We start from the raw sequence: 21,701 nt of genomic DNA, 5'->3' as shown, positions 1-21,701 counted from the left end.
CATGGGCATCAGCGACGACACGGAGCAGCATCGTCCCGAAGGACGGGGCCCCACCCTGGAGGACGTCGCCCGTGTGGCGGGGGTCTCCCGCGCCACGGTCTCGCGGGTGGTGCGCGGGGATGTGCAGGTCCACCAGGACAAGGTCGATGCGGTCCAGGCCGCGGTGCACACGCTCGGCTACGTGCCCAACAATGCGGCCCGCAGCCTCGCCAGCCGACAGACCGGCGCCGTCGCGCTGATCGTTCCCGAGCATGAGTCGCGGGTCTTCACCGACCCCTTCTTCGTCAGTGCGATCTCCGGGGTCACCGCAGGGCTCGACCCGGGGGACAAGCAGCTGCTGCTGGTGCTGACCAGCCCCGAGGACCGGGCCCGGATCCGCCGCTTCCTCCGCGGCGGGCATGCCGATGGGCTGCTGGTGGTCTCCCATCACGAGGGTGACCTCACCGAGGAGATGCTGGAGGAGGCCACGGTGCCGGTGGTGTTCATCGGCCGGCCCCCGCGGGGCTGCTCCGCCCCCTTCGTCGATCTCGACAACACCGGTGGCGGGCGCCTCGCAGCCAGGCACCTGCTGGAGCGGGGGCGCCGACGGATCGCACTGATCTGCGGGCCGCAGGACATGCCCGCCGCGGTCGATCGCCGCATCGGCATAGAGACGGAGCTCGCCGAGGCCGGTATCACCCCGGTGTGGCGCTCCTACGGCGACTTCACCCTGGCATCGGGAGAACGGGAGATGGCCGCCCTGCTGGCCTCCGACACCTCCTTCGACGCCGTCTTCGCCAGCAGCGACCTGATGGCGCTCGGCGTGCTGAAGAAGCTCGAGGGCCGGGGCATCAGGGTGCCGGACGACGTCGCCGTCGTCGGCTTCGACGACATCGCCTCCGCGGCCGACGACACCATCTCGCTGACCACCGTGGTCAACCCCGGCCGACGCCTCGCCGAGCTCGGGGCCACGATGCTGCTGGACCTGCTCGCCGGCCGGGAGACCGCTCAGTCGCTCGTGCTGTGCCCCGAGCTGGCGGTGCGCTCGACCACCTGAGCTGCGCTGCGCTTCCGCTTCCCCTCCTCCACGATCAGTCCGTGCAGCTCGGCGAGCTCCGCCACCTCGAAGGCGGCGGCGGCGAGCGGCTCCTCCAGCGCGCGACGGAACGCGCGGTACGAGCCCGGCACCACGGCACCCCGCGCGCCGAGCAGGCGTCGGGCGTACTCGTCGCAGAGGAAGGCCGGCCGTCCGAAGCAGTACAGGGAGATCGCATCCGCGGTCTCCTCGCCGACCCCCTCGATGCCCAGCAGCTCGCTGCGCAGCTCCTCGTCGCCCAGCATCCGCGCCTGCACGGAGCGCCCGGCCCACCAGTCGGCGAGCGCCTGGACGCGGCGGGGCTTGGTGCGGGGGAACCCGGCGGGGCGCACCAGCTCCCGCACCGTATCCTCGTGGGCCGCGGCCAGCGGCGCCGGCATGAGCAGCCCGGCCGTGCGCAGGGCCGCGATCGCCGAGGCGGCCTGCTCCCAGCGGCTGCGCTGGACCAGCACGGCGCCGATGGCGATCTCGAAGGGCTCCTCGCCGGGCCACCACCAGCCCTGCGGGCCGTGCCGCTCGCGCAGCTCGCGGTGCAGGACGCGCAGATCGATCATGCCTCGTAGGTTGTCACGGCGTCGCCCGAGACGGCCAGGTGCACTGCGGCCCCGGGCTCGAGGCGGAGCTCTGCGATCTCCTGCGGCGGCAGATCCGCCGCGAGGTCCTCCGTGCGCACCCGTACCAGGTCCCCGTGCGGGAACAGCCCGGTCACGGTGCGGCGGATCCCGCCCTGCGATGCCGGCCGCACCGCGGACGGGCGGAAGGCGGCATGGACGCGGCGACCCGCGGGGTGCGGTCCAGGGGCCGGCAGGCGGGCCCCGTCGGCGAGGACCACGGCCCCGTCCTCCCAGCGTCCCGTGACCAGGTTGAGGCCGGCGAAACGAGCGGTGAAGGAGGTGCGAGGCCTGGTCAGCAGCTCCCGGGTGGGCCCCTGCTCGATGACCCGCCCCTCCTCGAGCACGGCGAGCCGGTCGGCCAGGGTCAGGGCGTCGAGCACGTCGTGGGTCACGATGATCGCCGTCCGGTCGGTGAGGAAGCGCCGCAGCTGTTCGCGCAGGGCCGAGGCCACGTCGATGTCGAGCGCGGCCATCGGCTCGTCCAACAGCAGCAGGCGGGGATCCGCGGCCAGGGCACGGGCGATCGCGACCCGCTGGGCCTGCCCGCCGGAGAGCATCGCGGGTCGACGCTCGGCCAGCTCCTGGAGACCGAGCTCGGTCAGCCACCGTTCGGCCTCCGCACGCGCCCGAGCTCGCGGCATCCCCTGCGACCTCAGCGGGAACATGACGTTTCCCCGTGCTGTGAGGTGCGGGAACAGCACCGGGTCCTGGCTGAGCGTGGTCACCCGGCGGTGGTGGGGCGGGGTCCAGGAGCGTTCGCCGGCGAGCACCCGTCCCTCCAGCTCCACCCGTCCCCGCGGGGTGCGCAGAGTGCCGGCGACCAGCGCGAGGACCGTGGACTTGCCGGCACCGTTGGGGCCGATCAGGGCGAGGGTCTGCCCGGCGGCCACAGCGAGGTCGAGCTCGACGTCGCGCTCGGGGACCCGGGCCCGCAGCTGCAGGCTCATGTGCTCACCCTGCGCCGGGCTGCGGCGATGACCAGCACCGCGACGATCATCAGCAGGAAGGACAGCGCCACGGCGGCATCGGGATCGCTCTCCCGCTGCAGGTAGATCTCCAGCGGGAGCGTGCGGGTCGTGCCCTGGAGGGAGCCGGCGAAGGTGATCGTGGCCCCGAACTCCCCGAGCGCCCGGGCGAAGGCCAGCACCGTGCCGGACAGCAGTGCGGGCAGCACCAGCGGCAGCGTCACTCCCAGCAGCACCCGGGAGGGCCGGGCCCCGAGCGAGGCGGCGGCGATCTCATAGCGGGTGCCGGCGGTGCGCAGCGCCCCCTCGAGGCTGATGACCAGGAAGGGCAGCGCCACGAAGGTCTGGGCGAGGACCACCGCCGTGGTCGAGAAGGCGATCTCCAGACCGAGCACCTCCAGCTGCCGCCCCAGCAGCCCCTGGCGGCCGAAGGTGTACAGCAGCGCGATTCCTCCGACCACCGGTGGCAGGACCAGGGGGAGCAGCACCAGCGAGCGCAGCAGCGAGAGGCCGCGGAACTCGGCGCGCGCCAGCAGCACGGACATCGGCACCCCCATCAGTACGCAGAGCAGCGCGCTGGTCCCCGAGGTCTGCACGCTCAACCGAAGCGCGGAGAGCGAGGCCTCGCTGGTGATCAGTGCGCCGAAGCTCGCCCATTGCACGCGCGCCGCCATCGCTGCGAGCGGGAGCAGCACGAACAGCCCACCGAGGAGGGCGGGCACCAGCACCCAGCGGGGGAGCGTGCTCACAGGCCGACGAAGCCGTAGCCGTCGAGGATCTGCTGACCCGTCGGGCCGCTGACCAGGTCGACGAACTCCTTCGCCAGCTCGAGGTGCGCAGAATCCTTCACCGAGGTGATCGGGTAGACGTTCACGGCCTCCTGCGCCTCGGGGAACCCGATGCCCTCGACGGCGTCCCCGGCCTTCGTCACATCGGTGACGTAGACGAGCCCGGCGTCCGCCTCACCGCTGGTGACCTTGTTCAGCACATCGGTGACGGACTGCTCCTCGCTGACCGGGGTGAACGCGAGACCGGCAGCCTGCTCGACGGTCTCGGTGGCCGCGCCGCAGGGCACCTCAGGGGCGCAGACGACGAGGTGCAGATCCTCCTCGGTGAGCGAGGTCAGGTCGGTCACTTCCGCCGGATTCCCGGCCGGCACCGCGATCATGAGCGTGTTGGAGGTGAAGTCCACCGGCTCGGCGCTCTGCATCCCGGCCTCGACGAGCTTGTCCATGTTCTCGGGGTTCGCGGAGGCGAAGACGTCCGCCGGGGCGCCCTGCTGGATCTGCTGGACCAGGGTGGAGGAGCCGGCGAAGTTGAACTCGACGTCGACCCCGTCGTGCTCGGCCTCGAAGGCCTCGCCGAGCTCGGTGAACGGTTCCTGCAGGGAGGCCGCGGCATAGACCTGCAGGGAGACGTTGTCCTCGGCCCCGTCGGCGCCGTCGGCGGCGCCCCCGCAGCCGGCGGCCAGCAGCATGACCGCGGCCGCGGCCGAGAGCGACCTGGCCAGGGCCCTCATGCGTCGACCCCTGCGGGAGTGCGATCGGGCTCCGCCTCGACCGTCACATGGGTTGCCTTCACGACGGCGCTGGCGACCTTGCCGGGTGCGAGGCCCAGCTCGCGCGCGGCTTCGCTGCTCATCAGGGAGACGACGCGGAAGGGGCCGCACTGCAGCTCGACCTGCGCCATCACCGTGTCCATCACGACGTTCGTCACCAGTCCCACGAAGCGGTTCCGGGCGGAGCTCGCGGTGGCGCCGTGCAGCTCCGGGGTGACCGCGAGCTCACGGGCCAGGCGGGCGACCTCGGTGCCCTCGAGGACCTTCCGCCCGGCGCCATCGGCGCTTGCGGAGAGGCTCCCCTTGTCGATCCAGCGCCGCACGGTGTCCTCACTGACTCCGAGGAACCCGGCAGCGTCGCGAACTCGCAGATGCGTCATGAATGCGACCATAGCACCGCATCTGCGGGTTCATCTCGTCCGCGAGCACACCGCCGACCCCGCCGTGTACGTTCGGGATATGCCGATCCTGACGAATACCGCCGCCCAGCCCGAGCAGCCCCGCCGCGGCGCGGTCTGGTCGATCGCCGAGCCCGAGCGCGAGCTGGACTCGAACCTGATCCGGCTGCCCCCCGGCGACAGCATCCCCACCCATATCGGAGCGGAGGTCGACACGCTGATCCACGTGGTCAGCGGCGGCGGCGCACTGGTCACCGACGCAGGGGAGGAGCAGCTGCGAGCCGGAGACGTGGCACTGCTCCCGCGCCGCACCGAGCGTGGGTTCCGTGCCGGCGAGGACGGGCTGGAATACCTCACCGTCCATCGTCGACGCCAGTCGCTGCAGATCCAGAGCGGCCCGCCGCGCAGCTGAGGTCGTCCCCGCCCGCCGGAGCAGGCAGACTGGACCCATGGCAGAGACTCAGGATTCCCGTGTGGCCGTCTATCTCGACTTCGACAACATCGTCATGTCCTGGTACGACCGAGTGCACGGACGACAGGCATACAGCCGCGACCGGCAGCGCATCGCCGAGGACCCGACCGAGCCCGAGATCGCCGAGCGCCTGGCGAAGGCCACCGTCGACGTCGGGGCGGTCATCGACTACGCCGCCTCCTTCGGCTCGCTCATGCTCACCCGCGCCTACGCGGACTGGTCCTCCCCGGTCAACGCGATCTACCGCAGCCAGCTGGTGGCCCGCGCCGTGGACCTCGTGCAGCTGTTCCCCGCCGCCGCATACGCGAAGAACGGGGCCGACATCCGCCTCGCCGTCGACACGGTCGAGGACCTCTATCTGATGCCCGACCTCACCCACGTGGTGATCGTCGCCGGGGACTCCGACTACGTCCCCCTCGCCCAGCGCTGCCGGCGCCTGGGCCGCTACGTGATCGCGATGGGCGTGGCCGGCTCCACCGCGAAGTCCCTCGCCGCCGCCTGCGACGAGTTCGAGTCCTACGAGAACCTCCCCGGGGTGGAGCGGCCCGCGGCCCCCCAGCGGAGCCGTTCCCGGCGCGGCGGCGGCAGCAGCGCCCAGCCCTCCGGTGACGGCGACTCCAGCGGTGAGGGCAGCGGTCAGCGCACCCGCTCCCGCCGTTCGGCGGACGCCGACGCCAAGGCTCGCGCCGCTGTCCACGCCGCCGAGGAGGCGGCGGACGCGGCCGAGGAGGCCGAGGCCGATGACGAGGAGACCGCAGAGGACCCCCGCGAGGCCGCGACCCGCCTGCTGCAGCGCGCGCTGCAGCTCGGCGACCGCGGGGACAGCGACTGGCTGCATGCCTCGGCGGTGAAGTCCCACATGCGGCGCATGGATTCCTCGTTCAGCGAGAAGGCCATCGGCTTCAAGTCCTTCAACGACTTCCTCAAGGGGAACGCGGACATCGCAGAGCTCGAGGAGAGCGGTCACGAACGCCTGGTGAGAGCGCGGGAATGAGCGACGGGAGGGCGCGGGTGTGACAGGGACCGCTCCGCAGAGGGATACTGGGATGCCCCGTCGAAGGAGACGCACCGATGAACCTGATCCTGTGGGTCCTGGCCTTCCTGCTCGCCGCGGTCTTCGCGAGCAGCGGGATGGTGAAGCTCGTCACCGTCCGTGACAAGCAGATCGACCGGACGCCCTATGTCGAGGACTTCCCGCAGGTCGTGATCCGGGGGATCGGTGCACTGGAGATCCTCGGTGCGTTCGGGCTGCTCCTGCCCGCCCTCCTCGACGTCGCCACCGTGCTGGTGCCCCTGGCCGGCGCCGGTCTCGCGATCACCATGGTCTTCGCCGCTCTCGTGCACACCCGGCGAGGTGACGGCATCGCCGCCGCACTGCCGTCGATCCTGCTGGCGATCGTGTCGACCCTCTTCGCCTGGCTACGCTTCGGGCCGTACCCCCTGTGACGGGCCCCGTCCCCGGCGACGACGGCGCGGGCGCAGGAGCGCCCGCAGCGCGAGCCCGGCCAGCAGTGCCCAGAACGCGGCGCTGATCCCGCCCACCGCGATGCCCGAGGCGGCGATCAGGACCGTCACCCCGGCCGGCAACTGCTCGGACGGCTCCGCGAGCGCGGCGCGCAGCGAGACCACGAACGTCCCGATCAGCGCGAGGCCCGCCACGGCCGGGACCACACCCTCCGGGGCCAGGGCGATCAGGTGCGCGCAGGCGGCCGCGCCGAGCCCGAGCAGCACCAGCACCACGCCGGAGGTGAAGCTCGCGATCCAGCGGCGATCCTGATCCGGTCCGGCCTCCGGACCCGCCGCCAGTGCTGCCGTGATCGCGGCGAGATTGATCCCATGGCCCCCGGCCGGCGCGCCCGCGAGCGTGCCCAGCCCCGTCACCACCATCGTGCGCCGCCAGGGCACCTCGTAGCCCAGCCCCTTCATCACCGCGACCCCCGGCACGTTCTGGGAGGCCATCGTCACCAGATACAGCGGCAGTGCAATCCCCAGCACCGCGCCGAGGCCGAGCCTCGGCGTGGTGAGCTCGAGCACCGGCAGCAGCGGCACCGATGACAGGCTGGTCCCGGCGCCGGCCATCGCGACCGCGATTACCACCGCGGCAGCGGCGAAGGCGAGCGGGGAGGCCCAGCGCGGGGCGAACCGCTGCGCGAGGGCCCACACCAGGATCACCGGTCCTACCGCGAGCGGATTCGCCGCGACGCCGAGCACCGGTCCGAGGCACAGCTGCAGCAGGATGCCGGCGAGCATCGCCTGGGCGATCGAGGCGGGGATCCTCGCCATCAGCCGCCCCAGCGGGCGCACCAGGCCGGTGAGCACGATGAGCACACCCACCAGGAGGAACGCGCCCACGGCGGCGGGCCACCCGCCCTCGACGGTGCCGGTCGTGGCCAGCAGTGCCGCGCCCGGCGTGGACCAGGCGATCGTGATCGGCAGCCGGGTCCACGTCGAGAGCAGGATGGAGGCCGACCCCATCGTGAGGCTCACCGCGAGCAGCCCGCTGGCCGCCTGGTCCGCACTGGCACCCACTCCGTGCAGGCCCGCCAGGACCACGACGAAGGAGCTGGTGAAAGCGACCAGACCGGAGATGATCCCGGCGGAGACAGGGCGGAGCATGCAGGCACAGTAGGCCGGATGAGGGCTTGCCCGCGCGACGGTTCGCGAGGAGGATCGCCGGATGGCACCGACCGATGTGATCTCCTGGCTCCTGGACACCGACCCGGCGCTGCGCTGGCAGGTCGAGCGCGATCTGCTCGACGCGCCCGAGCAGCAATGGCAGGCCACCCGCGCCCGGATCCCCCAGGAGGGGTACGGTGCTGCGCTGCTGGCCCACCAGGACCCGGGCACCGGGCTCTGGGCCGGCGGCGCCTTCTTCCCGGCCGGCTTCCTCGAGGACCCCGAGAGCAGGGAGCTGCCCGGCCAGCCGTGGACCGCGACCACCTGGTCGCTGACCACCCTGCGCGAATGGGGCATGGACGCCGCCCCGCTGATCGCCCGAGACACCGCTGCGAAGCTCGCCCGCCACGCGCACTGGGAGTTCGATGGCTCCCTGCCGTACTGGGGCGGGGAGGTTGACGTCTGCATCAACGCGATGACGCTCGCCAACGGTCTGTGGCTGGGCGCGGACGTCGAGACGCTGGTGGACTGGTTCCTGGCCCACCAGATGGACGAGGGCGGCTGGAACTGTGAATGGAAGGACGGCTCGACCCGCGCGAGCTTCCACTCCACACTCAACGCGCTGGGCGCCCTGCACGAGCACGAACGCCTCACCGGCGGCACGGATGCCACGCGCGAGGCCCAGCGGGCAGGGGAGGAGTACCTGCTGGAGCGGAATCTCAGCCGTCGCCTGAGCACCGGCGAGATCGTCGGCCCGTGGGTCGACCACTTCCTGTACCCGCCCCGGCATATCTTCACCGCACTGCGGGCGCTGGACCACTTCCGCCGCACCGGTCGCCGTGACCAGCGGATGCAGGAGGCCGTGCAGATGGTGCAGGCGGCTCAGCAGGACGACGGCACCTGGCTGCAGCAGCACGTCCTGCCCGGCGAGGTGTGGTTCGAGATCGACGTGGGCGTGGGCGAGCCGTCGCCCTGGCTGACGATGCAGGCGCTGCGGGTGCTGCGCTGGTGGAACGAGGGCTGAGCTGCCAGGGGATCACGGTTCGGTCACGGCGCCCGACATGGCGCTCCGGCGGGCGGCCCACGGGCACCCGGGCTGTTAGGTTGCAGGGCACCATGGGTGTGCCCCGTCACATGGGGCGCACCGGTCCACGACGTCGTGACCCCGCGGCGTCGTCCTCATCCCCAGGAGGGCCCCATGTTCGATGCCGCTTTCACTCCCCGACGCCGCGCCGTGCTCCTGTCGATGGCGGGCGTTCCCGTGCTGCTGTCCGCCTGCGCCAAGACCAGCGACGACGAGGGCGGCTCCGGCGGTTCCGACGGCGGTGGCGGAGGCGGGACCCTGACCGTCGGCACCACCGACAAGGTCACCGCGCTGGACCCGGCGGCCGCCTACGACAACGGCTCCTCGACCGTGTGGACGCAGTGCTACGGCTATCTGCTGTCGGTCGCCCTCGGCTCCGAGGACGGCCGCCCCGAGCCGGATCTCGCCGAGAGCGCCGAGTTCACCAGCGACACCGTCTACACCGTGAAGCTCAAGGAGGGACTGACCTTCGCCAACGGCAACGAGCTGACCAGCGAGGACGTCAAGCACACCTTCGACCGCACCCGTACCATCGATGATCCCTCCGGCCCCTCCAGCCTGCTGGGCAACCTCGACACCATCGAGATCGTCGACGACCTCACCGTCGAGTTCCATCTCAAGGAGCCCAACGACCAGACCTTCCCGTACGTCCTGACCAGCCCGGTGGGCCCGATCGTCGACGCCGACGTGTTCCCCGCCGACGCGGTGCTGCCGGACAACGAGATCGTCGCCGCCGAGGCCTTCTGCGGCCCGTACACGATCTCGAGCTGGAAGATCAACGAGCTGGTCACCTACGAGGCCTTCGACAACTATCAGGGCCTGTACGGGAAGCCGTCGACCTCCTCGGTGGTGATGTCCTACTACGCCGACCAGAACAACATGAAGCTGGACATCCAGGAGGGCAACATCGACTGCGTGTGGCGCTCCCTGTCCGCCACCGACATCGCTGACCTCGAGACCGATGACGCGGTCACCGTGCACAACGGCCCCGGCGGCGAGATCCGATACATCGTGTTCAACTTCAACACCAACCCCTACGGGGACAAGACCGAGGATCCGGATTCCGCCAAGGCGAAGGCCGTGCGCCAGGCCGTGGCAGACCTGCTGGACCGGGAAGCGATCTCGGAGACCGTCTACAACGGCACCTACACGCCGCTGTACTCGTACATCCCCGAGGGCCTGCCGGGCTCCGGCACTCAGTTCCAGGACCTGTACGGCGACGGCTCCGGCGGTCCCGACCCCGACCGCGCCCGGACGCGGCTGGAGGACGCCGGCGTCGAGATCCCGGTGAAGCTCAGCCTGCAGTACAACCCGGACCACTACGGAAACTCCTCCGGAGACGAGTACGCCGCGGTGAAGAACCAGCTCGAGGCCGACGAGCTGTTCACGGTCGATCTCCAGTCCACCGAGTGGGTCCAGTACTCCAAGGACCGGGTCAACGACGTCTATCCGGCGTACCAGCTGGGCTGGTTCCCGGACTACTCGGATGCGGACAACTACCTCTCCCCGTTCTTCGCGACCGAGAACTTCCTGGGCAACCACTATTCGGACCCGAAGGTCGACGAGCTGATCTCCCAGCAGCGCGGCACCCAGGACCCGGATGAGCGCGAGGCTCTGTTCGTCCAGATCCAGGATCTCGTCGCCGAGGAGATCTCCACCCTGCCGCTGCTGCAGGGCGCGCAGATCGCGATCTCCACCGCGGAGGTCGAGGGCGTGACCCTGGACTCCTCGTTCAAGTTCCGCCTCTCGCCGCTCGCGAAGTGAGCTCCACCCTCGAGACCGAGGTCCAGGACGCCCCCGACGCTCGCGCAAGCGGGCGTCGGGGGGCGGCCTCGGCCGATACATCCTGGTGCGCTTCCTGCTCATCATCCCCACCATCTTCATCCTGATGACGATGGTGTTCTTCCTGATGAGGATCACCGGCGATCCGCTCACCGCGGCCCTCGGCGGCCGGCTCACCCCCGATCAGCTCGCCGAGCGGCGCGCCGCGGCCGGCTACGACCGGCCGCTGATCGTGCAGTACTTCGACTATCTCGCAGGGGTGCTGCAAGGAGACTTCGGCACCACCTACTCCGACAACACCCCGGTCTCCGAGGTGCTGACCACCTACGGTGGGGCGACCTTCGAGCTGGTCGTGTACTCGCTGATCGTGGCGCTGCTGCTGGGCGTTCCGCTGGGCATGGTCGCGGCCCGCACCCGGGACCGCTGGCCCGATGCGGTGCTGCGCATCGTCGCGATCCTCGGCTACGCCACCCCGGTGTTCTTCGTGGGCCTGCTGCTCAAGCTCGTGTTCTCCGTGGGCCTGGGCTGGCTGCCGGTGGCCGGACGGCTGTCCACCGGTGGGCAGATCTCCATGAGCAAGATCCTGAACCCCACACCCTTCTACCTGCTGGACGCGCTGCGGCTGGGGGACATGGAGCTGCTGGGCGACGTGACCCGGCACGCGATCCTGCCGGCCGTGGCGCTGGGCATCCTCACCGGCGGCATCTTCCTGCGCCTGGTGCGCACGAACATGATCGGTACGCAGGATATGCAGTACATCGAATCGGCCCGCTCCCGGGGCGTGGCCGAGACCAGGCTGACCACCCGGCACGCGCTGCGTCCCGCATTGATCCCGATCATCACCGTGATGGGCATGCAGATCGCGCTGATGCTCGGCGGCGCCGTGCTGACCGAGACCACCTTCGAGTGGAACGGGCTGGGATACATGCTCGCCGAGTACATGAAGGCCCGTGACTATGTCGCTGTGCAGGGCATCGTCATGATGCTCGCGGTGATCGTCGCGGTCTCGAACTTCGTCGTCGACGTGATCGCCGCGCTCATCGACCCGAGAGTGAGGTATTGAGATGACCCTCTCGAACCCCGAACCCGTCGGCGAAGGCGATCCCGGCGCCAACGATCTAGCTGCCGAGGGCAGTGCCGTGGCCGCTCGCCGCAGCACCCCCTGGTATCTGCGGCTGCCGATCATCAGTCACCTGCGCAGCAGTGTCGGACTGCAGCGCGGCATGCTGATCACCGGCGTGGTGCTGGTCGGCATCCTGCTGATCTCCGCCCTCTTCGCGCCGCTGCTGGCGCCCTATGGCTTCGCGGAGACGTCGGCGGACGGCACCCGCTTCGGCACCCAGCAGCCGCCATCGGCCGCTCATCCGATGGGCACCACCGTGACCGGCTTCGACGTGCTCTCCCGGGTGATCTGGGGGACCCGCACCGCGGTCGCGGTGATGGCCTGCGCGGTCGCCGCCTCCCTGTTCCTGGGTGTCGCGCTCGGGCTGCTGTCCGGCTATGTGGGCGGCTGGCTGGACCGCTTGCTGGTGATGGTGGCCGACGCCGTCTATGCCTTCCCCGCGCTGCTGCTGGCGATCGTGATGTCGATCGTGATCTCCGGTGGCCAGTCCAACGCCTGGGGCGGGATCGCCGCCGCCGCGATCTCGATCACCGTGGTGTTCATCCCGCAGTACTTCCGGGTGATCCGCGCGGAGGTGGTGCGGCTGAAGGCCGAGCCCTTCGTGGAGGCCGCGAAGGTGGTGGGCACGGGGCACCGCCGCATCATGGGCACCCACCTGCTGCGCAACGCCACCCGCACCCTGCCGCTGATCTTCACCCTCAATGCCTCCGAGTCGATCCTCACCCTGGCGGCGCTGGGGTTCCTGGGCTTCGGCATCGAGCCGACCAGCGCCGCCGAGTGGGGATACGACCTCAACCGGGCGATGGCCGATGCGACCAGCGGGATCTGGTGGACCGGCATGTTCCCGGGCCTCGCGATCGCCCTGGCCGTGCTCGGGGTGACCCTGGTGGGCGAGTCGATCAACGATCTGAACGATCCGCGTCTGCGCACCCGTCGCTCGCGCCGCGGCCGACGGAAGAACCCGCAGCAGGAGGTGACGGCATGACCGACACGCAGAGCGCCCCGCGCCTGTCCATCCAGGACCTCGACGTCCGCTTCGCGACCGACGGCGGAGACGTCCACGCGGTCGATGGGGTGACCCTCGAGGTCGCCCCGGGAGAGATCCTCGCGATCGTGGGCGAGTCCGGCTCGGGGAAGTCCGTCACCGCCCGGTCCGTGCTGGGGCTCCTGCCGGAGACGGCGGAGGCCTCCGGGGCGGTGATCGTCTCCGGCACCGACCTGGTGGGACTGTCCGGGGCGCAGCTGCGAGCCCTGCGGGGCGAGGACGTCTCGATGATCTTCCAGGAGCCGTCCAGCGCCCTGAACCCGGTCTTCCCCATCTGGTGGCAGCTCGGGGAGGGCCTGCGCGCCCATCGGCCGAAGATCACCAAGAAGGAGATCCGTGCGGAGGCGGTCGAGGCGCTGGAGTCGGTGGGGATCCCCGATGCCGCCGAGCGCATCGACCGCTACCCCCACGAGTTCTCCGGTGGGCAGAAGCAGCGCATCATGATCGCGATGGCACTCGCGCTGGGCGCCGAGCTGATCGTCGCCGATGAGCCCACCACGGCGCTGGACGTCACGGTGCAGGCCGAGATCCTCGGACTGCTGCGGGAGATCCGGGAACGCCACGGCACCTCGATCATCGTGATCACCCACAACATGGGTGTGGTCGCCGACCTCGCGGACTCCGTCGCGGTGATGTACCACGGGCAGATCATCGAACGGGCCGGGGTGCGGGAGCTGTTCGCGAGCCCGCGTGAGGAGTACACGAAGAAGCTGCTCGCCGCCGTGCCGCACCTGGGCCGGAACTCCGCCTGGGATGCGCTGGAGCCCTCCCAGCAGGCCGTGCTCGAGGAGGCGGAGCCGGTGGTGGTGGCGAAGGACCTCGTCATCGAGTACCCGGGCCGGATGGGCAAGCCCGCATTCCGCGCGGTCAAGGGCGTGGACTTCGAGATCCGCGCCGGCGAAGTGTACGGGCTGGTGGGCGAGTCGGGCTCCGGCAAGACCACCATCGGCCGCGCGATCGCGGGCCTGGAGCGCACCACCGGTGGCAGCCTGAGCGTGCTGGGCCACCAGATGAACGGGATGAGGGAGAAGGCCTTCAAGCCGCTGCGCCGCCGGATCGGCTTCGTGTTCCAGGACCCGGCGACCTCCTTCAATCCGCATCTGACCATCGAGCAGTGCATCGCCGAGCCGCTGATCGTGCACGAGCAGCGGCTGACCGCCGCCGAGCGGGAGGCGCAGGTGCGCTCCCTGCTGGAGGCGGTCGAGCTGCCCGGCAGATATGCCGGGCGGTACCCGCACGAGCTCTCCGGCGGGCAGCGTCAGCGCATCTCCCTGGCCCGTGCCCTGGTGCTCGAGCCCGAGCTGCTGATCGCCGACGAGCCCACCAGCGCCCTGGACGTCTCGGTGCAGGCGACCGTGCTGGATCTCTTCCGCGAGCTGCAGTCTCGCCTGGGCTTCGCAGCACTGTTCATCAGCCACGACCTCGCCGTGGTCGATTCCCTCGCCCACCGCATCGGTGTGCTGTTCCGCGGCGACCTGGTCGAGGACGGCCACGGCCCGGACGTGCTGCAGCGACCCACGCACGAGTACACGCGCAAGCTCATCGCCTCCCTCCCGGTCCCGGATCCGATCGAGCAGGAGAAGCGGCGAGCGGTGTTCCAGGCGGAATGGGGTCGCGGAACGCCCGGGTGAGCGAGCGAGCGGGTGGAGGATCAGCGCGCACGGAAGCGCGGCACGGCCCCGTCGAGGATCGTCTCCACGATCGGTACGTCGGGGCCGGCCCAGTCGCGGCCCCGCAGATCCGTACGGGCCACCCACTCCAACCGGTCGTGATCGGTGCTGCCGGCGGGCTCCGCGCCGAGCAGGCGCGTCCAGTAGCAGTCCAGGTGGAGGGCACGATCACCGGCGGTGCCCTCCCCGCGGCCGATCAGCCAGCCGATCTCCACCTCGGCGCCCAGCTCCTCCCGCAGCTCGCGGGCCAGCGCCTGCTGCGGGGATTCCTCCGGTTCCACCTTCCCGCCGGGGAACTCCCAGAGCCCCGCGGCGCTCCTGCCCGCCGCGCGCCGAGCGACGAGGATCTGTTCCCCGCGCACGATCACCGCACCGACCACGCGCAGGGGCGCGGGATCATCCGGGTGCTCCTCGTCGTTCCGAGCGTCGTACCAGGCCTCCGGCTCCTCGGCGAAGCCGACATCCGCCGGCTGCCAGGCGTGCCCGCACTCCGCGCACTCCCGTTCCGGCCCGAGGCCCGTGCAGCCTTCCCAGAGCACCCACGGCGGTGAGGATTCGTAGGCCTCGAGCACCGGCATGCCGATCACATGGTGCAGCACCTGGTCACTGCCGCAGCGGGGACAGGTGCCGCGCACCCAGTGGATGGTCATGGCGCCAGTCTCTCGCAGGGGTGGGACACGTGAGCGCCCCCACCGCCCGTCACCGCGGCATGCCCGCTGTGCAGAGGAGCATCAGAGCCAGGACGACCAGCAGCACCAGCAGGCACCCGGCTCCGCTCAGGACTGCGGCGAGGAAGAAGTTCGAGCGGGCCTCGGCCTGCGAGACCGGCTCCGCCGGTGGTGGGGTGAAGCGCTCGTGGGATCCGGGTTCCGGCGTCGGCGACTCCGGCGAGGTCACGCCGACTCCGGCAGCGTCTCGAGCACGGCTTCACCGTATTCGGCGAGCTTCTTCGCTCCGACACCGCTGACCGCTCCGAGCGCGGCGACCGAGACCGGAGCGGCTTCCACGATCCCCACCAGGGTGGCGTCGGAGAAGACCATATACGGCGGAATCTGCTTCTCCGTGGCGACCGAGGTGCGCCAGGTGCGCAGGGCCTCGAAGCGCTCCCGCTGCGCGGGCTCGAGGCTCTCGGCGGCACGGGAGGCACCTGCGGCCCGTCGGCCGCCTCCGCGCGACGCCCGCTGCGGGGTGCGATCCACGGCCAGCTCGACGGTCGTCTCGCTGCGCAGCACGGGACCGGCCTGCGGACCCGGCACGAGCACGCCGTAGTCGCCCTCGGCCTCGATGATGCCGCGGGCCAGCAGCTGCCGGACCACGGTGCGCCACTCCTTCTCGCTGAGCTCCTCCCCGATTCCCCAGACGCTCAGCTCGTCGTGGCGGGACTGGGTGGAGCGCTGGTTCTGCCGGCCCAGCAGCACTTCGATCACCTGCCCGGAGCCGAACTTCTGGCCCCTTTCGCGGTCCAGACGGATCAGCGCCGAGAGCAGCTTCTGCGCCGCGACGGTGGCGTCCCAGGTCTGCGGCGGGGACAGGCAGGTGTCGCAGTTGCCGCACGGCTGGCTGTCCTGACCGAAGTAGCGAAGCAGCTGCACGCGCCGGCAGGAGACCGTCTCGCACAGGGCGAGCATCGCGTCGAGGTGGGAGTGGGCATTGCGCTTGAACAGCTCGGAGCCCTCACCGGTGTCGATGAACTTCCGTTGGCTGACCACGTCTCCCAGGCCGTAGGCCATCCAGGCGGTCGAGGGCTGCCCGTCGCGCCCCGCGCGACCGGTCTCCTGGTAATAGCCCTCGATGGACTTGGGCAGGTCCAGATGGGCGACGAAGCGGACGTCGGGCTTGTCGATCCCCATCCCGAAGGCGATGGTCGCCACGATGATCAGACCATCGGCACGCAGGAACCGCTCCTGATGGTCCTGACGCACGCCTGCGTCCAGACCCGCGTGGTAGGGCAGGGCGGGGATCCCACGCGCCACGAGCGCCTCGGCCGTCTGCTCGACGCTCTTGCGCGAGAGGCAGTAGACGATCCCGGATTCTCCCTCGTGCTCGCTGGTGATCAGCTTCAGCAGCTGCTCGCGCGGGGTGGCCTTGGGCTCGATCCGGTACTGGATGTTGGGGCGGTCGAAGCTGGAGACGAAGTGCTTCGCCTCCTGCATCTGCAGGCGCTCGGTGAGCTCGCGGTGGGTCGTCTCGGTGGCGGTCGCGGTCAGCGCGATCCGCGGCACCTCCGGGAAGCGCTCGGCGAGCACCGAGAGGCCCAGGTAGTCGGGGCGGAAGTCATGGCCCCACTGGGAGACGCAGTGCGCCTCATCGATCGCGAACAGCGCCAGCCGGACGCGACCCAGAAGCTCCTGGGTGCGGGGGAGGACCAACCGCTCCGGTGCCATGTACAGCAGGTCCAGCTCCCCGGCCAGCAGCTGCTGCTCGACAGCGCGGGCCTGGTCGAGGTCCAGGGTGGAATTGAGGTAAGCGGCGCGGATGCCGACGCCCTCGAGCGCAGCGACCTGGTCCGCCATCAGCGCGATCAGCGGGGAGACCACGATCCCCGTGCCGGCGCGCAGCAGGGAGGGGATCTGATAGCACAGCGACTTGCCGCCGCCGGTGGGCATCAGCACCACCGCGTCGCCGCCGGAGGCGACCTGCTGGATGATCTCGGCCTGATCACCGCGGAAGGCGTCATAGCCGAAGACCGTCGAGAGGATCTCGAGGGCCCGTTCGGCCTGCCCGGCATCGCCCTCGCGGAGCGCGGAGATCGGGTCGGCGGCAGGCGGGGTGCTCATGAAGACCACTGTAGGCGGGCGAGCCGACGGGCCGCGAGCGGGGCGTAACGGCTGTGGATGACGGGAGCTGCCGGAGGCGCAGCCGTGCCGGACGTCTGCCGAAACCGCGCAGGCCCCCGATGCCAGAGGTTCCGGTGTGAAGATCCTCGTCTCGTTCGTGGAGACCTCCTCGGAACTCGCTGACCCCGAGTTCGTCTGTCGGACCCGTTGTTGATGATTCAGTCAGCCCGTTCGCAGGGGCGGCGCCTCATTGGAGGACCGACCGGCTGGGCCCTCATCCCTTTCTCAGGCGGAGTTCGTCTGCCTGATCACCCAAGGAGCATCCATGTCTTCGTCCGTCCCTCCGCCGTACGGCGCATCCCCCAGCAACCGGGCGTCGGTCCGCAGAACCCGGGACAGGGCTCGCCCTTCCCACCCGTGCCACAGGGCCCCGGCTACGGCGCGCAGCAGCCGCAGCAGCCCGGCGGATGGCAGCCGCAGCAGCAGTCCGGTCCCGGTGCGTACCAGGGTGGTCCCGGCCAGTACGCCCCGGCCCAGAAGCCCCCGAAGGACTTCGTCGTGGCCTGGCTGCTGGCACTGTTCCTCGGTTTCCTGGGCATCGACCGCTTCTATCGCGGATTCATCGGTCTGGGCATCCTGAAGCTCGTCACCTGCGGTGGAGCCGGGGTCTGGGCATTGATCGATCTGCTGATCATCATCTTCACCGGTGGCCGCGACAGCACCGGACAGCAGCTGGCCGGCTACGACAAGAGCAAGAAGATCGCCTGGATCGTCACCCCGATCGTCCTGGTCCTCGGCATGATCTTCAGCAGCGTCAATGCCGCGACCAGCGGGGGCGAAGTGGCCGCTCCCGAGCCCGATGAGGTGGTCTCCGCCGCCCCGGCCGAGATCGAGGACGAGGTCGTCGACGAGGCCGTGGCAGAGCCTGTGGAGGAGGAGTCCGCAGACGAGGCGCCGGTCGAGGACGCTCCTGCCGAGGATGCACCGGAGGAGAAGCCCGCTGAAGAGGCTCCGGCTGTCGAGGAGGCGCCAGCCGCCGACTTCCCGGCGGCGCAGCAGGCCATGGCAGATGCGGTTGACCAAGGACGCACGGACGCCGAGGACGCCGAAACCGACCTGCAGCGCGCCAACGTCCTGAATGTGCGTAGCGAGACCATGTGCGAGACGGTGCCCGACGGCATCGTGCAGGACTGGATCGGCACCGTGAAGACGGTCGACGCGAACGGCGAGGGCAAGGCCGTGGTGGTCGTCTCGATCGAGGATGACATCGAGATCGGCACTTGGAACAACGCCTTCTCGGACATCAGCGACAACACGCTCATCGAGCAGGGCGATCCGCTCTACGACTCCGCGCTCGAGCTCGCTCCCGGGGACATGGTGAAGTTCTCCGGGACGCTCAAGACCGGCAGCGAGGGCAATGACGCCTGCTACTACGCCTCGAACCTCACCGAGGTGATGTCGATCGACTCCCCGGACTACATCGCGACCTTCTCAGCTCTGCAGAAGATCGAATGATCCCCGGATGACCGGATGCCGGCGGGCTGCGACTCGAGGTCGCAGCCCGCGGTGCGACCGGCAGCCCCGGGGACAGCGCCCGGGTGCGGCCCGCCGTGCACTGCACAGCGACATTCCGGAGTAGGGATTCCATGACCAAGCGCTACCTGATGAGTCTCGGCGAATCGCCGTTCGAGGTCGCCGATGCCTTCCATACGCTCGATCACAACCGCAGGTCTGGACCGCGTCCGTCCCATGCATGATCTCGCGGTTCAGCTGAGATGCGTTCCCGGGGCGGGGACGCCGTTCGCCCCGGCTGGCGGTCGATCACCCGTTGATCGCGACGATCACCCGGCCGGAGCTGCCACCGGCCAGGAGCGAGGCGAAGGCCTCGGGAACCCTATCGATGCCGTCGAAGACGGTGTGCAGGCTGCGCACCGCGCCCTCCCGCACCCAGCGGCCGACCTCGGACTCGAACTGTGCCCGCAGATCCTCGTGCGCGGTGACCGTTAACCCGCGCATGGTGAGCTCCTGGTAGATCATCCTGCGGTAGTTGGCCGGTCCGCCGGAACCGGCTGCGACCGCACCGCAGATCACCGCACGGCCGCCGAACCTCAGGACCTCGAGCGCTGCCTCGAGCTGTTCCCCGCCGACGTTGTCGTAGTACAGGTCGATGCCTTCGGGCGCGGCATCGCGCAGCAGGTCCACCGCGGGCCCGTCGTGACGGTTGACGGCCCGGTCGGCGCCGAGCACGTCCGTGAGGAGCGCGACCTTGTCCGAGGAGCCCGCGACGCCGATAACGGTCGCTCCCCGCGCCTTCCCGAACTGCACGACGCAGCTGCCCACGCCGCCGGCCGCTCCGGACACGTAGACGATGTCGTCCGGTCGGACCTCGCCGATGTGGACCAGGCCGGTGTAGGCGGTGAAGCCGACGTGGCCCAGGACTGTCAGATACGCCTCGAGGTCCACATCCTGCGTCTGACCATCGATCATCCTCAGCTCGTCCGCCTCGAGGACAGCTGCCGTGCACCACGGCACCTTGGCGACGGCGAGATCCCCGGGGAGAGACCCTCGACCGCAGACTTGAGCACCTCGACCACGGCGTCGCTGGAGGGGACGTCACCCACGCCGATGCCCGGCCCGTAGGCGGTGCCTTCACCGCCGAGACGGTGGGCGAGACCCGCGTTCAGACCGAGTCGTCGCAGTTCCACGAGAACCTGCCCGTCGCGGAGGGGCCCCACCTCCTTCTCGAACACTCCGAAATCCTCCGCGCGGACGGCTCCGTCCGGCACGGCTGTCAACTGCACTTCGCGACAGATCATCACGTGATCGTACCGTCGGGGCCGCGATCGATGCGGGCGGTCGGCGGACCGGCCAGTGCCGGCGACTGTCCCGTGCCGCAGCCCGACTCCGGCGGTTCGACCAGTAGCCTTGATCCTGGGACCCGATCGTGGTCCGCCGTGGCAGAGCCCGGTTCCGTTCCAGAGTGGGGACTCCATGACCAAGCGGTATCTGATGAGGCTCGGCAAATCGCCGTTCGAGGTCGCCGATGCCTTCCATACGCTCGATCACAACCTGCTCGGCACGAACAGCGGGAACCTGATCTACGGGGCTGCCGCCCACAAACTGTTCTCGACCCGAGACACGGTCGTCGAGCCCAACCACTACCGCATCAACGGCGCCTATGCCGCCGAGGTGAACGCCGAGTACGACGGGTTCATCCTGCCGCTGGCCAATGCCTTCCGCCCGAATTTCGAGGATCAGCTGCGACGCACGGCGGACTTCCTCGAGCGGCTCACGATCCCCTTCGTGATGCTCTCCGGTGGGGCGCAGCTGCCTCTGGACGGCGACCCGTCGGAGCTGAAGGCGATGGAGCCGACGGTCAAGCGGTTCGCCCGGGCGGTCCTGAATGGCTCCAGTGCATTGACCGTGCGAGGCGAGATGACCGCGGACTACCTGCATTCCCTGGGATTCAAGGACGTGCTCGTCGTTGGCTGCCCGTCCCTGACCCTCCATGGCCCCGGCCATCGGGTCGAGATGCCCGAGGCGCTCGAGGCCGGGGCCCAGGTGGCCTACAACATGGAGACGAAGGACCCCTTCGGCGGGGACCTCATCGCGGATGCGGAGCAGCACTACCGGGCCACCTACGTCCCACAGGAGCACGGCACCCTGGAACTGATGCTCTGGGCGACCTCTCCCTACGAGACCGCGGATCCGCGCCTGCCGCTGGAGCGGTCGCATTCCCAGTTCACGGCGGCGCGGGCCGAGATGTTCATCGATGCCTATCCGTGGATCGACCGTCTCTCACAGATGGATTTCTCCTTCGGAGCCCGAGCGCACGGAAACATCGCTGCCGTGCTCGCGGGAACACCCAGCGTCATGCTGGCGCACGACTCCCGGACCCTGGAGCTGGCGCGCTATCACGGCATCCCGTACCTGACGTGGGGGCGCGACGAGGTTCCGGGGACTGTCGAGGAGCTGTACGCCCGAGCCGACTTCACGGAGTTCAACCGCGGCCATGCCGAACGCTTCGACACCCTGAGCAGCTTCCTGCACGAGAACGGCTTCGAGCACATCTACGACCCGGGCCAGGAGTCGGCCCGTCGCGAGTACGAGCAGAGGATTCAGGAGGTGTCCTTCCCGCCCGCAGTCCGGCCCACCTGGATCGGGGAGTCGCCGGAGACGACGCACCGTCATGCCGTGCTCCAGGACCGGGAGGTCCGCCGCAAGCAGACCCAGTCCGCGACCCGGCGGGAGGGCGCCGCACGGCAGAAGCGGACCCGGGAACAGCTCACCGGGCTCAGCCAGCGGATCGAGGACGTGGAGAAGCGTCTCGAGGAGGCGCTGCAGAGGGCGGATGCAGCGGAGGAGCGCGCCGCGACGGCCGAGAAGCGACGCAAATCGATGGAGAAGCGACTGCGCACCGTCACCCGCCAGGTGGTCGAGGCGGACGACCGCTCCCGACGAGCCGTGCGGCTGCCGACACGCATCACCGATACTGTCTCCCGCCTGCGACGAGAGCGCTGAC

General features: G+C 70.2%; 22 protein-coding genes. 11 read left to right on the top strand and 11 right to left on the bottom strand.

The features are described 5' to 3' along the window. Position 1 precedes the first annotated feature (1 nt). Positions 2–1,036, top strand: coding sequence for a LacI family DNA-binding transcriptional regulator (locus tag CFK39_RS01480; protein WP_089063978.1), 1,035 nt, complete (start codon positions 2–4; stop codon positions 1,034–1,036). Here CFK39_RS01480 and CFK39_RS01475 read toward each other — a convergent pair. Genes CFK39_RS01475 through CFK39_RS01455 form a run of 5 tightly spaced genes read right to left on the bottom strand, consistent with a single transcriptional unit; the run spans position 988 to position 4,592 of the window. Next, entirely contained in the window at positions 988–1,629 is a 642-nt protein-coding gene (locus tag CFK39_RS01475; RefSeq protein WP_089063977.1) for an endonuclease III domain-containing protein, read from the bottom strand. The genes CFK39_RS01480 and CFK39_RS01475 overlap by 49 nt on opposite strands. Then, complete coding sequence (locus tag CFK39_RS01470; protein WP_089063976.1) at positions 1,626–2,636, bottom strand: sulfate/molybdate ABC transporter ATP-binding protein; 1,011 nt, start codon at positions 2,634–2,636, stop codon at positions 1,626–1,628. The genes CFK39_RS01475 and CFK39_RS01470 overlap by 4 nt, the downstream gene beginning before the upstream one ends. Further along, positions 2,633–3,403 (bottom strand): ABC transporter permease, encoded by a 771-nt coding sequence (locus CFK39_RS01465; RefSeq protein ID WP_089063975.1) that lies wholly within the window; start codon positions 3,401–3,403, stop codon positions 2,633–2,635. Before CFK39_RS01465 ends, CFK39_RS01470 begins: the two co-directional genes overlap by 4 nt. Then, positions 3,400–4,173: a molybdate ABC transporter substrate-binding protein gene (gene modA, locus CFK39_RS01460; RefSeq protein WP_089063974.1), complete on the bottom strand. Its 774-nt coding sequence runs from the start codon at positions 4,171–4,173 to the stop codon at positions 3,400–3,402. The genes CFK39_RS01465 and modA overlap by 4 nt, the downstream gene beginning before the upstream one ends. Continuing rightward, entirely contained in the window at positions 4,170–4,592 is a 423-nt protein-coding gene (locus CFK39_RS01455) for a TOBE domain-containing protein (protein ID WP_089063973.1), read from the bottom strand. Before CFK39_RS01455 ends, modA begins: the two co-directional genes overlap by 4 nt. 79 nt (positions 4,593–4,671) lie before the next feature. On the opposite strand from CFK39_RS01455, the gene CFK39_RS01450 reads away from it, so the two are divergent. From CFK39_RS01450 to CFK39_RS01440, 3 genes are all read left to right on the top strand, one after another. Further along, positions 4,672–5,022 carry a cupin domain-containing protein gene (locus CFK39_RS01450; protein WP_089066235.1) on the top strand — a complete coding sequence of 117 codons (351 nt, stop codon included), beginning with the start codon at positions 4,672–4,674 and terminating at the stop codon, positions 5,020–5,022. 37 nt (positions 5,023–5,059) lie between these two features. Beyond that, positions 5,060–6,076 carry an NYN domain-containing protein gene (locus tag CFK39_RS01445; protein ID WP_089063972.1) on the top strand — a complete coding sequence of 339 codons (1,017 nt, stop codon included), beginning with the start codon at positions 5,060–5,062 and terminating at the stop codon, positions 6,074–6,076. Between the two features lie 77 nt (positions 6,077–6,153). Further along, a complete protein-coding gene (locus tag CFK39_RS01440; protein WP_089063971.1) occupies positions 6,154–6,528 on the top strand; it encodes a DoxX family protein in 375 nt (124 codons plus the stop codon). On the opposite strand, the gene CFK39_RS01435 is transcribed toward CFK39_RS01440, so the two are convergent. Next, positions 6,502–7,698, bottom strand: a complete 1,197-nt coding sequence (locus tag CFK39_RS01435; RefSeq protein ID WP_089063970.1) for a benzoate/H(+) symporter BenE family transporter — start codon at positions 7,696–7,698, stop codon at positions 6,502–6,504. The two genes, CFK39_RS01440 and CFK39_RS01435, sit on opposite strands and share 27 nt — an antisense overlap. A gap of 61 nt (positions 7,699–7,759) precedes the next feature. Between CFK39_RS01435 and CFK39_RS01430 the strand changes: the two genes are divergently transcribed. From CFK39_RS01430 to CFK39_RS01410, 5 genes are all read left to right on the top strand, one after another. After that, a complete protein-coding gene (locus CFK39_RS01430; protein ID WP_089063969.1) occupies positions 7,760–8,722 on the top strand; it encodes a prenyltransferase/squalene oxidase repeat-containing protein in 963 nt (320 codons plus the stop codon). Positions 8,723–8,896: 174 nt separating this feature from the next. Then, positions 8,897–10,546 carry an ABC transporter substrate-binding protein gene (locus CFK39_RS01425; protein WP_089063968.1) on the top strand — a complete coding sequence of 550 codons (1,650 nt, stop codon included), beginning with the start codon at positions 8,897–8,899 and terminating at the stop codon, positions 10,544–10,546. 79 nt (positions 10,547–10,625) lie between these two features. Then, positions 10,626–11,627, top strand: a complete 1,002-nt coding sequence (locus CFK39_RS01420; protein ID WP_157697201.1) for an ABC transporter permease — start codon at positions 10,626–10,628, stop codon at positions 11,625–11,627. A 1-nt stretch (position 11,628) separates the two neighbouring features. Beyond that, a complete protein-coding gene (locus CFK39_RS01415) occupies positions 11,629–12,672 on the top strand; it encodes an ABC transporter permease (RefSeq protein WP_089063967.1) in 1,044 nt (347 codons plus the stop codon). Then, on the top strand, positions 12,669–14,363 hold the full coding sequence (locus CFK39_RS01410) for an ABC transporter ATP-binding protein (protein WP_089063966.1): 1,695 nt from the start codon (positions 12,669–12,671) through the stop codon (positions 14,361–14,363). Before CFK39_RS01415 ends, CFK39_RS01410 begins: the two co-directional genes overlap by 4 nt. Before the next feature lie 20 nt (positions 14,364–14,383). Here CFK39_RS01410 and CFK39_RS01405 read toward each other — a convergent pair whose 3' ends face one another. Genes CFK39_RS01405 through recQ form a run of 3 tightly spaced genes read right to left on the bottom strand, consistent with a single transcriptional unit; the run spans position 14,384 to position 17,179 of the window. Beyond that, positions 14,384–15,052 (bottom strand): (deoxy)nucleoside triphosphate pyrophosphohydrolase, encoded by a 669-nt coding sequence (locus CFK39_RS01405; RefSeq protein ID WP_245822795.1) that lies wholly within the window; start codon positions 15,050–15,052, stop codon positions 14,384–14,386. A gap of 49 nt (positions 15,053–15,101) precedes the next feature. Next, entirely contained in the window at positions 15,102–15,299 is a 198-nt protein-coding gene (locus CFK39_RS01400; protein ID WP_089063965.1) for a hypothetical protein, read from the bottom strand. Further along, complete coding sequence (gene recQ, locus CFK39_RS01395; protein ID WP_089063964.1) at positions 15,296–17,179, bottom strand: DNA helicase RecQ; 1,884 nt, start codon at positions 17,177–17,179, stop codon at positions 15,296–15,298. Before recQ ends, CFK39_RS01400 begins: the two co-directional genes overlap by 4 nt. A gap of 417 nt (positions 17,180–17,596) precedes the next feature. Here recQ and CFK39_RS16465 point away from each other — a divergent pair, with 417 nt between their 5' ends. Continuing rightward, positions 17,597–18,694, top strand: a complete 1,098-nt coding sequence (locus CFK39_RS16465; protein WP_245822793.1) for a TM2 domain-containing protein — start codon at positions 17,597–17,599, stop codon at positions 18,692–18,694. A gap of 306 nt (positions 18,695–19,000) precedes the next feature. Here the strand turns inward: CFK39_RS16465 and CFK39_RS01385 are convergent, their stop codons facing one another. Together CFK39_RS01385 and CFK39_RS16390 are read right to left on the bottom strand one after the other, a co-directional pair. After that, positions 19,001–19,666 carry an MDR family NADP-dependent oxidoreductase gene (locus CFK39_RS01385; protein ID WP_172805631.1) on the bottom strand — a complete coding sequence of 222 codons (666 nt, stop codon included), beginning with the start codon at positions 19,664–19,666 and terminating at the stop codon, positions 19,001–19,003. A gap of 2 nt (positions 19,667–19,668) precedes the next feature. Further along, entirely contained in the window at positions 19,669–19,995 is a 327-nt protein-coding gene (locus CFK39_RS16390) for an MDR/zinc-dependent alcohol dehydrogenase-like family protein (RefSeq protein WP_172805630.1), read from the bottom strand. Between the two features lie 175 nt (positions 19,996–20,170). Between CFK39_RS16390 and CFK39_RS01380 the strand changes: the two genes are divergently transcribed. Beyond that, positions 20,171–21,700, top strand: a complete 1,530-nt coding sequence (locus tag CFK39_RS01380; RefSeq protein ID WP_089063962.1) for a polysaccharide pyruvyl transferase family protein — start codon at positions 20,171–20,173, stop codon at positions 21,698–21,700. Position 21,701 lies beyond the last annotated feature (1 nt).

The organism is Brachybacterium avium (assembly GCF_002216795.1).
In the GTDB taxonomy this organism is placed as follows: domain Bacteria; phylum Actinomycetota; class Actinomycetes; order Actinomycetales; family Dermabacteraceae; genus Brachybacterium; species Brachybacterium avium.
This window is presented reverse-complemented; position numbering and strand designations above follow the sequence as displayed.

Coding starts and splice junctions, on each gene's coding strand:
- CFK39_RS01475 (WP_089063977.1), bottom strand. CDS start 1,629: ATGATCGATCTGCGCGTCCTGCACCGCGAGCTGCGCGAGCGGCACGGC.
- CFK39_RS01470 (WP_089063976.1), bottom strand. CDS start 2,636: ATGAGCCTGCAGCTGCGGGCCCGGGTCCCCGAGCGCGACGTCGAGCTC.
- CFK39_RS01385 (WP_172805631.1), bottom strand. CDS start 19,666: ATGATCGATGGTCAGACGCAGGATGTGGACCTCGAGGCGTATCTGACA.
- CFK39_RS01380 (WP_089063962.1), top strand. CDS start 20,171: ATGACCAAGCGGTATCTGATGAGGCTCGGCAAATCGCCGTTCGAGGTC.
- CFK39_RS01415 (WP_089063967.1), top strand. CDS start 11,629: ATGACCCTCTCGAACCCCGAACCCGTCGGCGAAGGCGATCCCGGCGCC.
- CFK39_RS01430 (WP_089063969.1), top strand. CDS start 7,760: ATGGCACCGACCGATGTGATCTCCTGGCTCCTGGACACCGACCCGGCG.
- recQ (WP_089063964.1), bottom strand. CDS start 17,179: ATGAGCACCCCGCCTGCCGCCGACCCGATCTCCGCGCTCCGCGAGGGC.
- CFK39_RS01405 (WP_245822795.1), bottom strand. CDS start 15,052: ATGACCATCCACTGGGTGCGCGGCACCTGTCCCCGCTGCGGCAGTGAC.
- CFK39_RS01410 (WP_089063966.1), top strand. CDS start 12,669: ATGACCGACACGCAGAGCGCCCCGCGCCTGTCCATCCAGGACCTCGAC.
- CFK39_RS01445 (WP_089063972.1), top strand. CDS start 5,060: ATGGCAGAGACTCAGGATTCCCGTGTGGCCGTCTATCTCGACTTCGAC.
- CFK39_RS01450 (WP_089066235.1), top strand. CDS start 4,672: ATGCCGATCCTGACGAATACCGCCGCCCAGCCCGAGCAGCCCCGCCGC.
- CFK39_RS01440 (WP_089063971.1), top strand. CDS start 6,154: ATGAACCTGATCCTGTGGGTCCTGGCCTTCCTGCTCGCCGCGGTCTTC.
- CFK39_RS16390 (WP_172805630.1), bottom strand. CDS start 19,995: ATGATCTGTCGCGAAGTGCAGTTGACAGCCGTGCCGGACGGAGCCGTC.
- modA (WP_089063974.1), bottom strand. CDS start 4,173: ATGAGGGCCCTGGCCAGGTCGCTCTCGGCCGCGGCCGCGGTCATGCTG.
- CFK39_RS01425 (WP_089063968.1), top strand. CDS start 8,897: ATGTTCGATGCCGCTTTCACTCCCCGACGCCGCGCCGTGCTCCTGTCG.
- CFK39_RS01455 (WP_089063973.1), bottom strand. CDS start 4,592: ATGACGCATCTGCGAGTTCGCGACGCTGCCGGGTTCCTCGGAGTCAGT.
- CFK39_RS01435 (WP_089063970.1), bottom strand. CDS start 7,698: ATGCTCCGCCCTGTCTCCGCCGGGATCATCTCCGGTCTGGTCGCTTTC.
- CFK39_RS01480 (WP_089063978.1), top strand. CDS start 2: ATGGGCATCAGCGACGACACGGAGCAGCATCGTCCCGAAGGACGGGGC.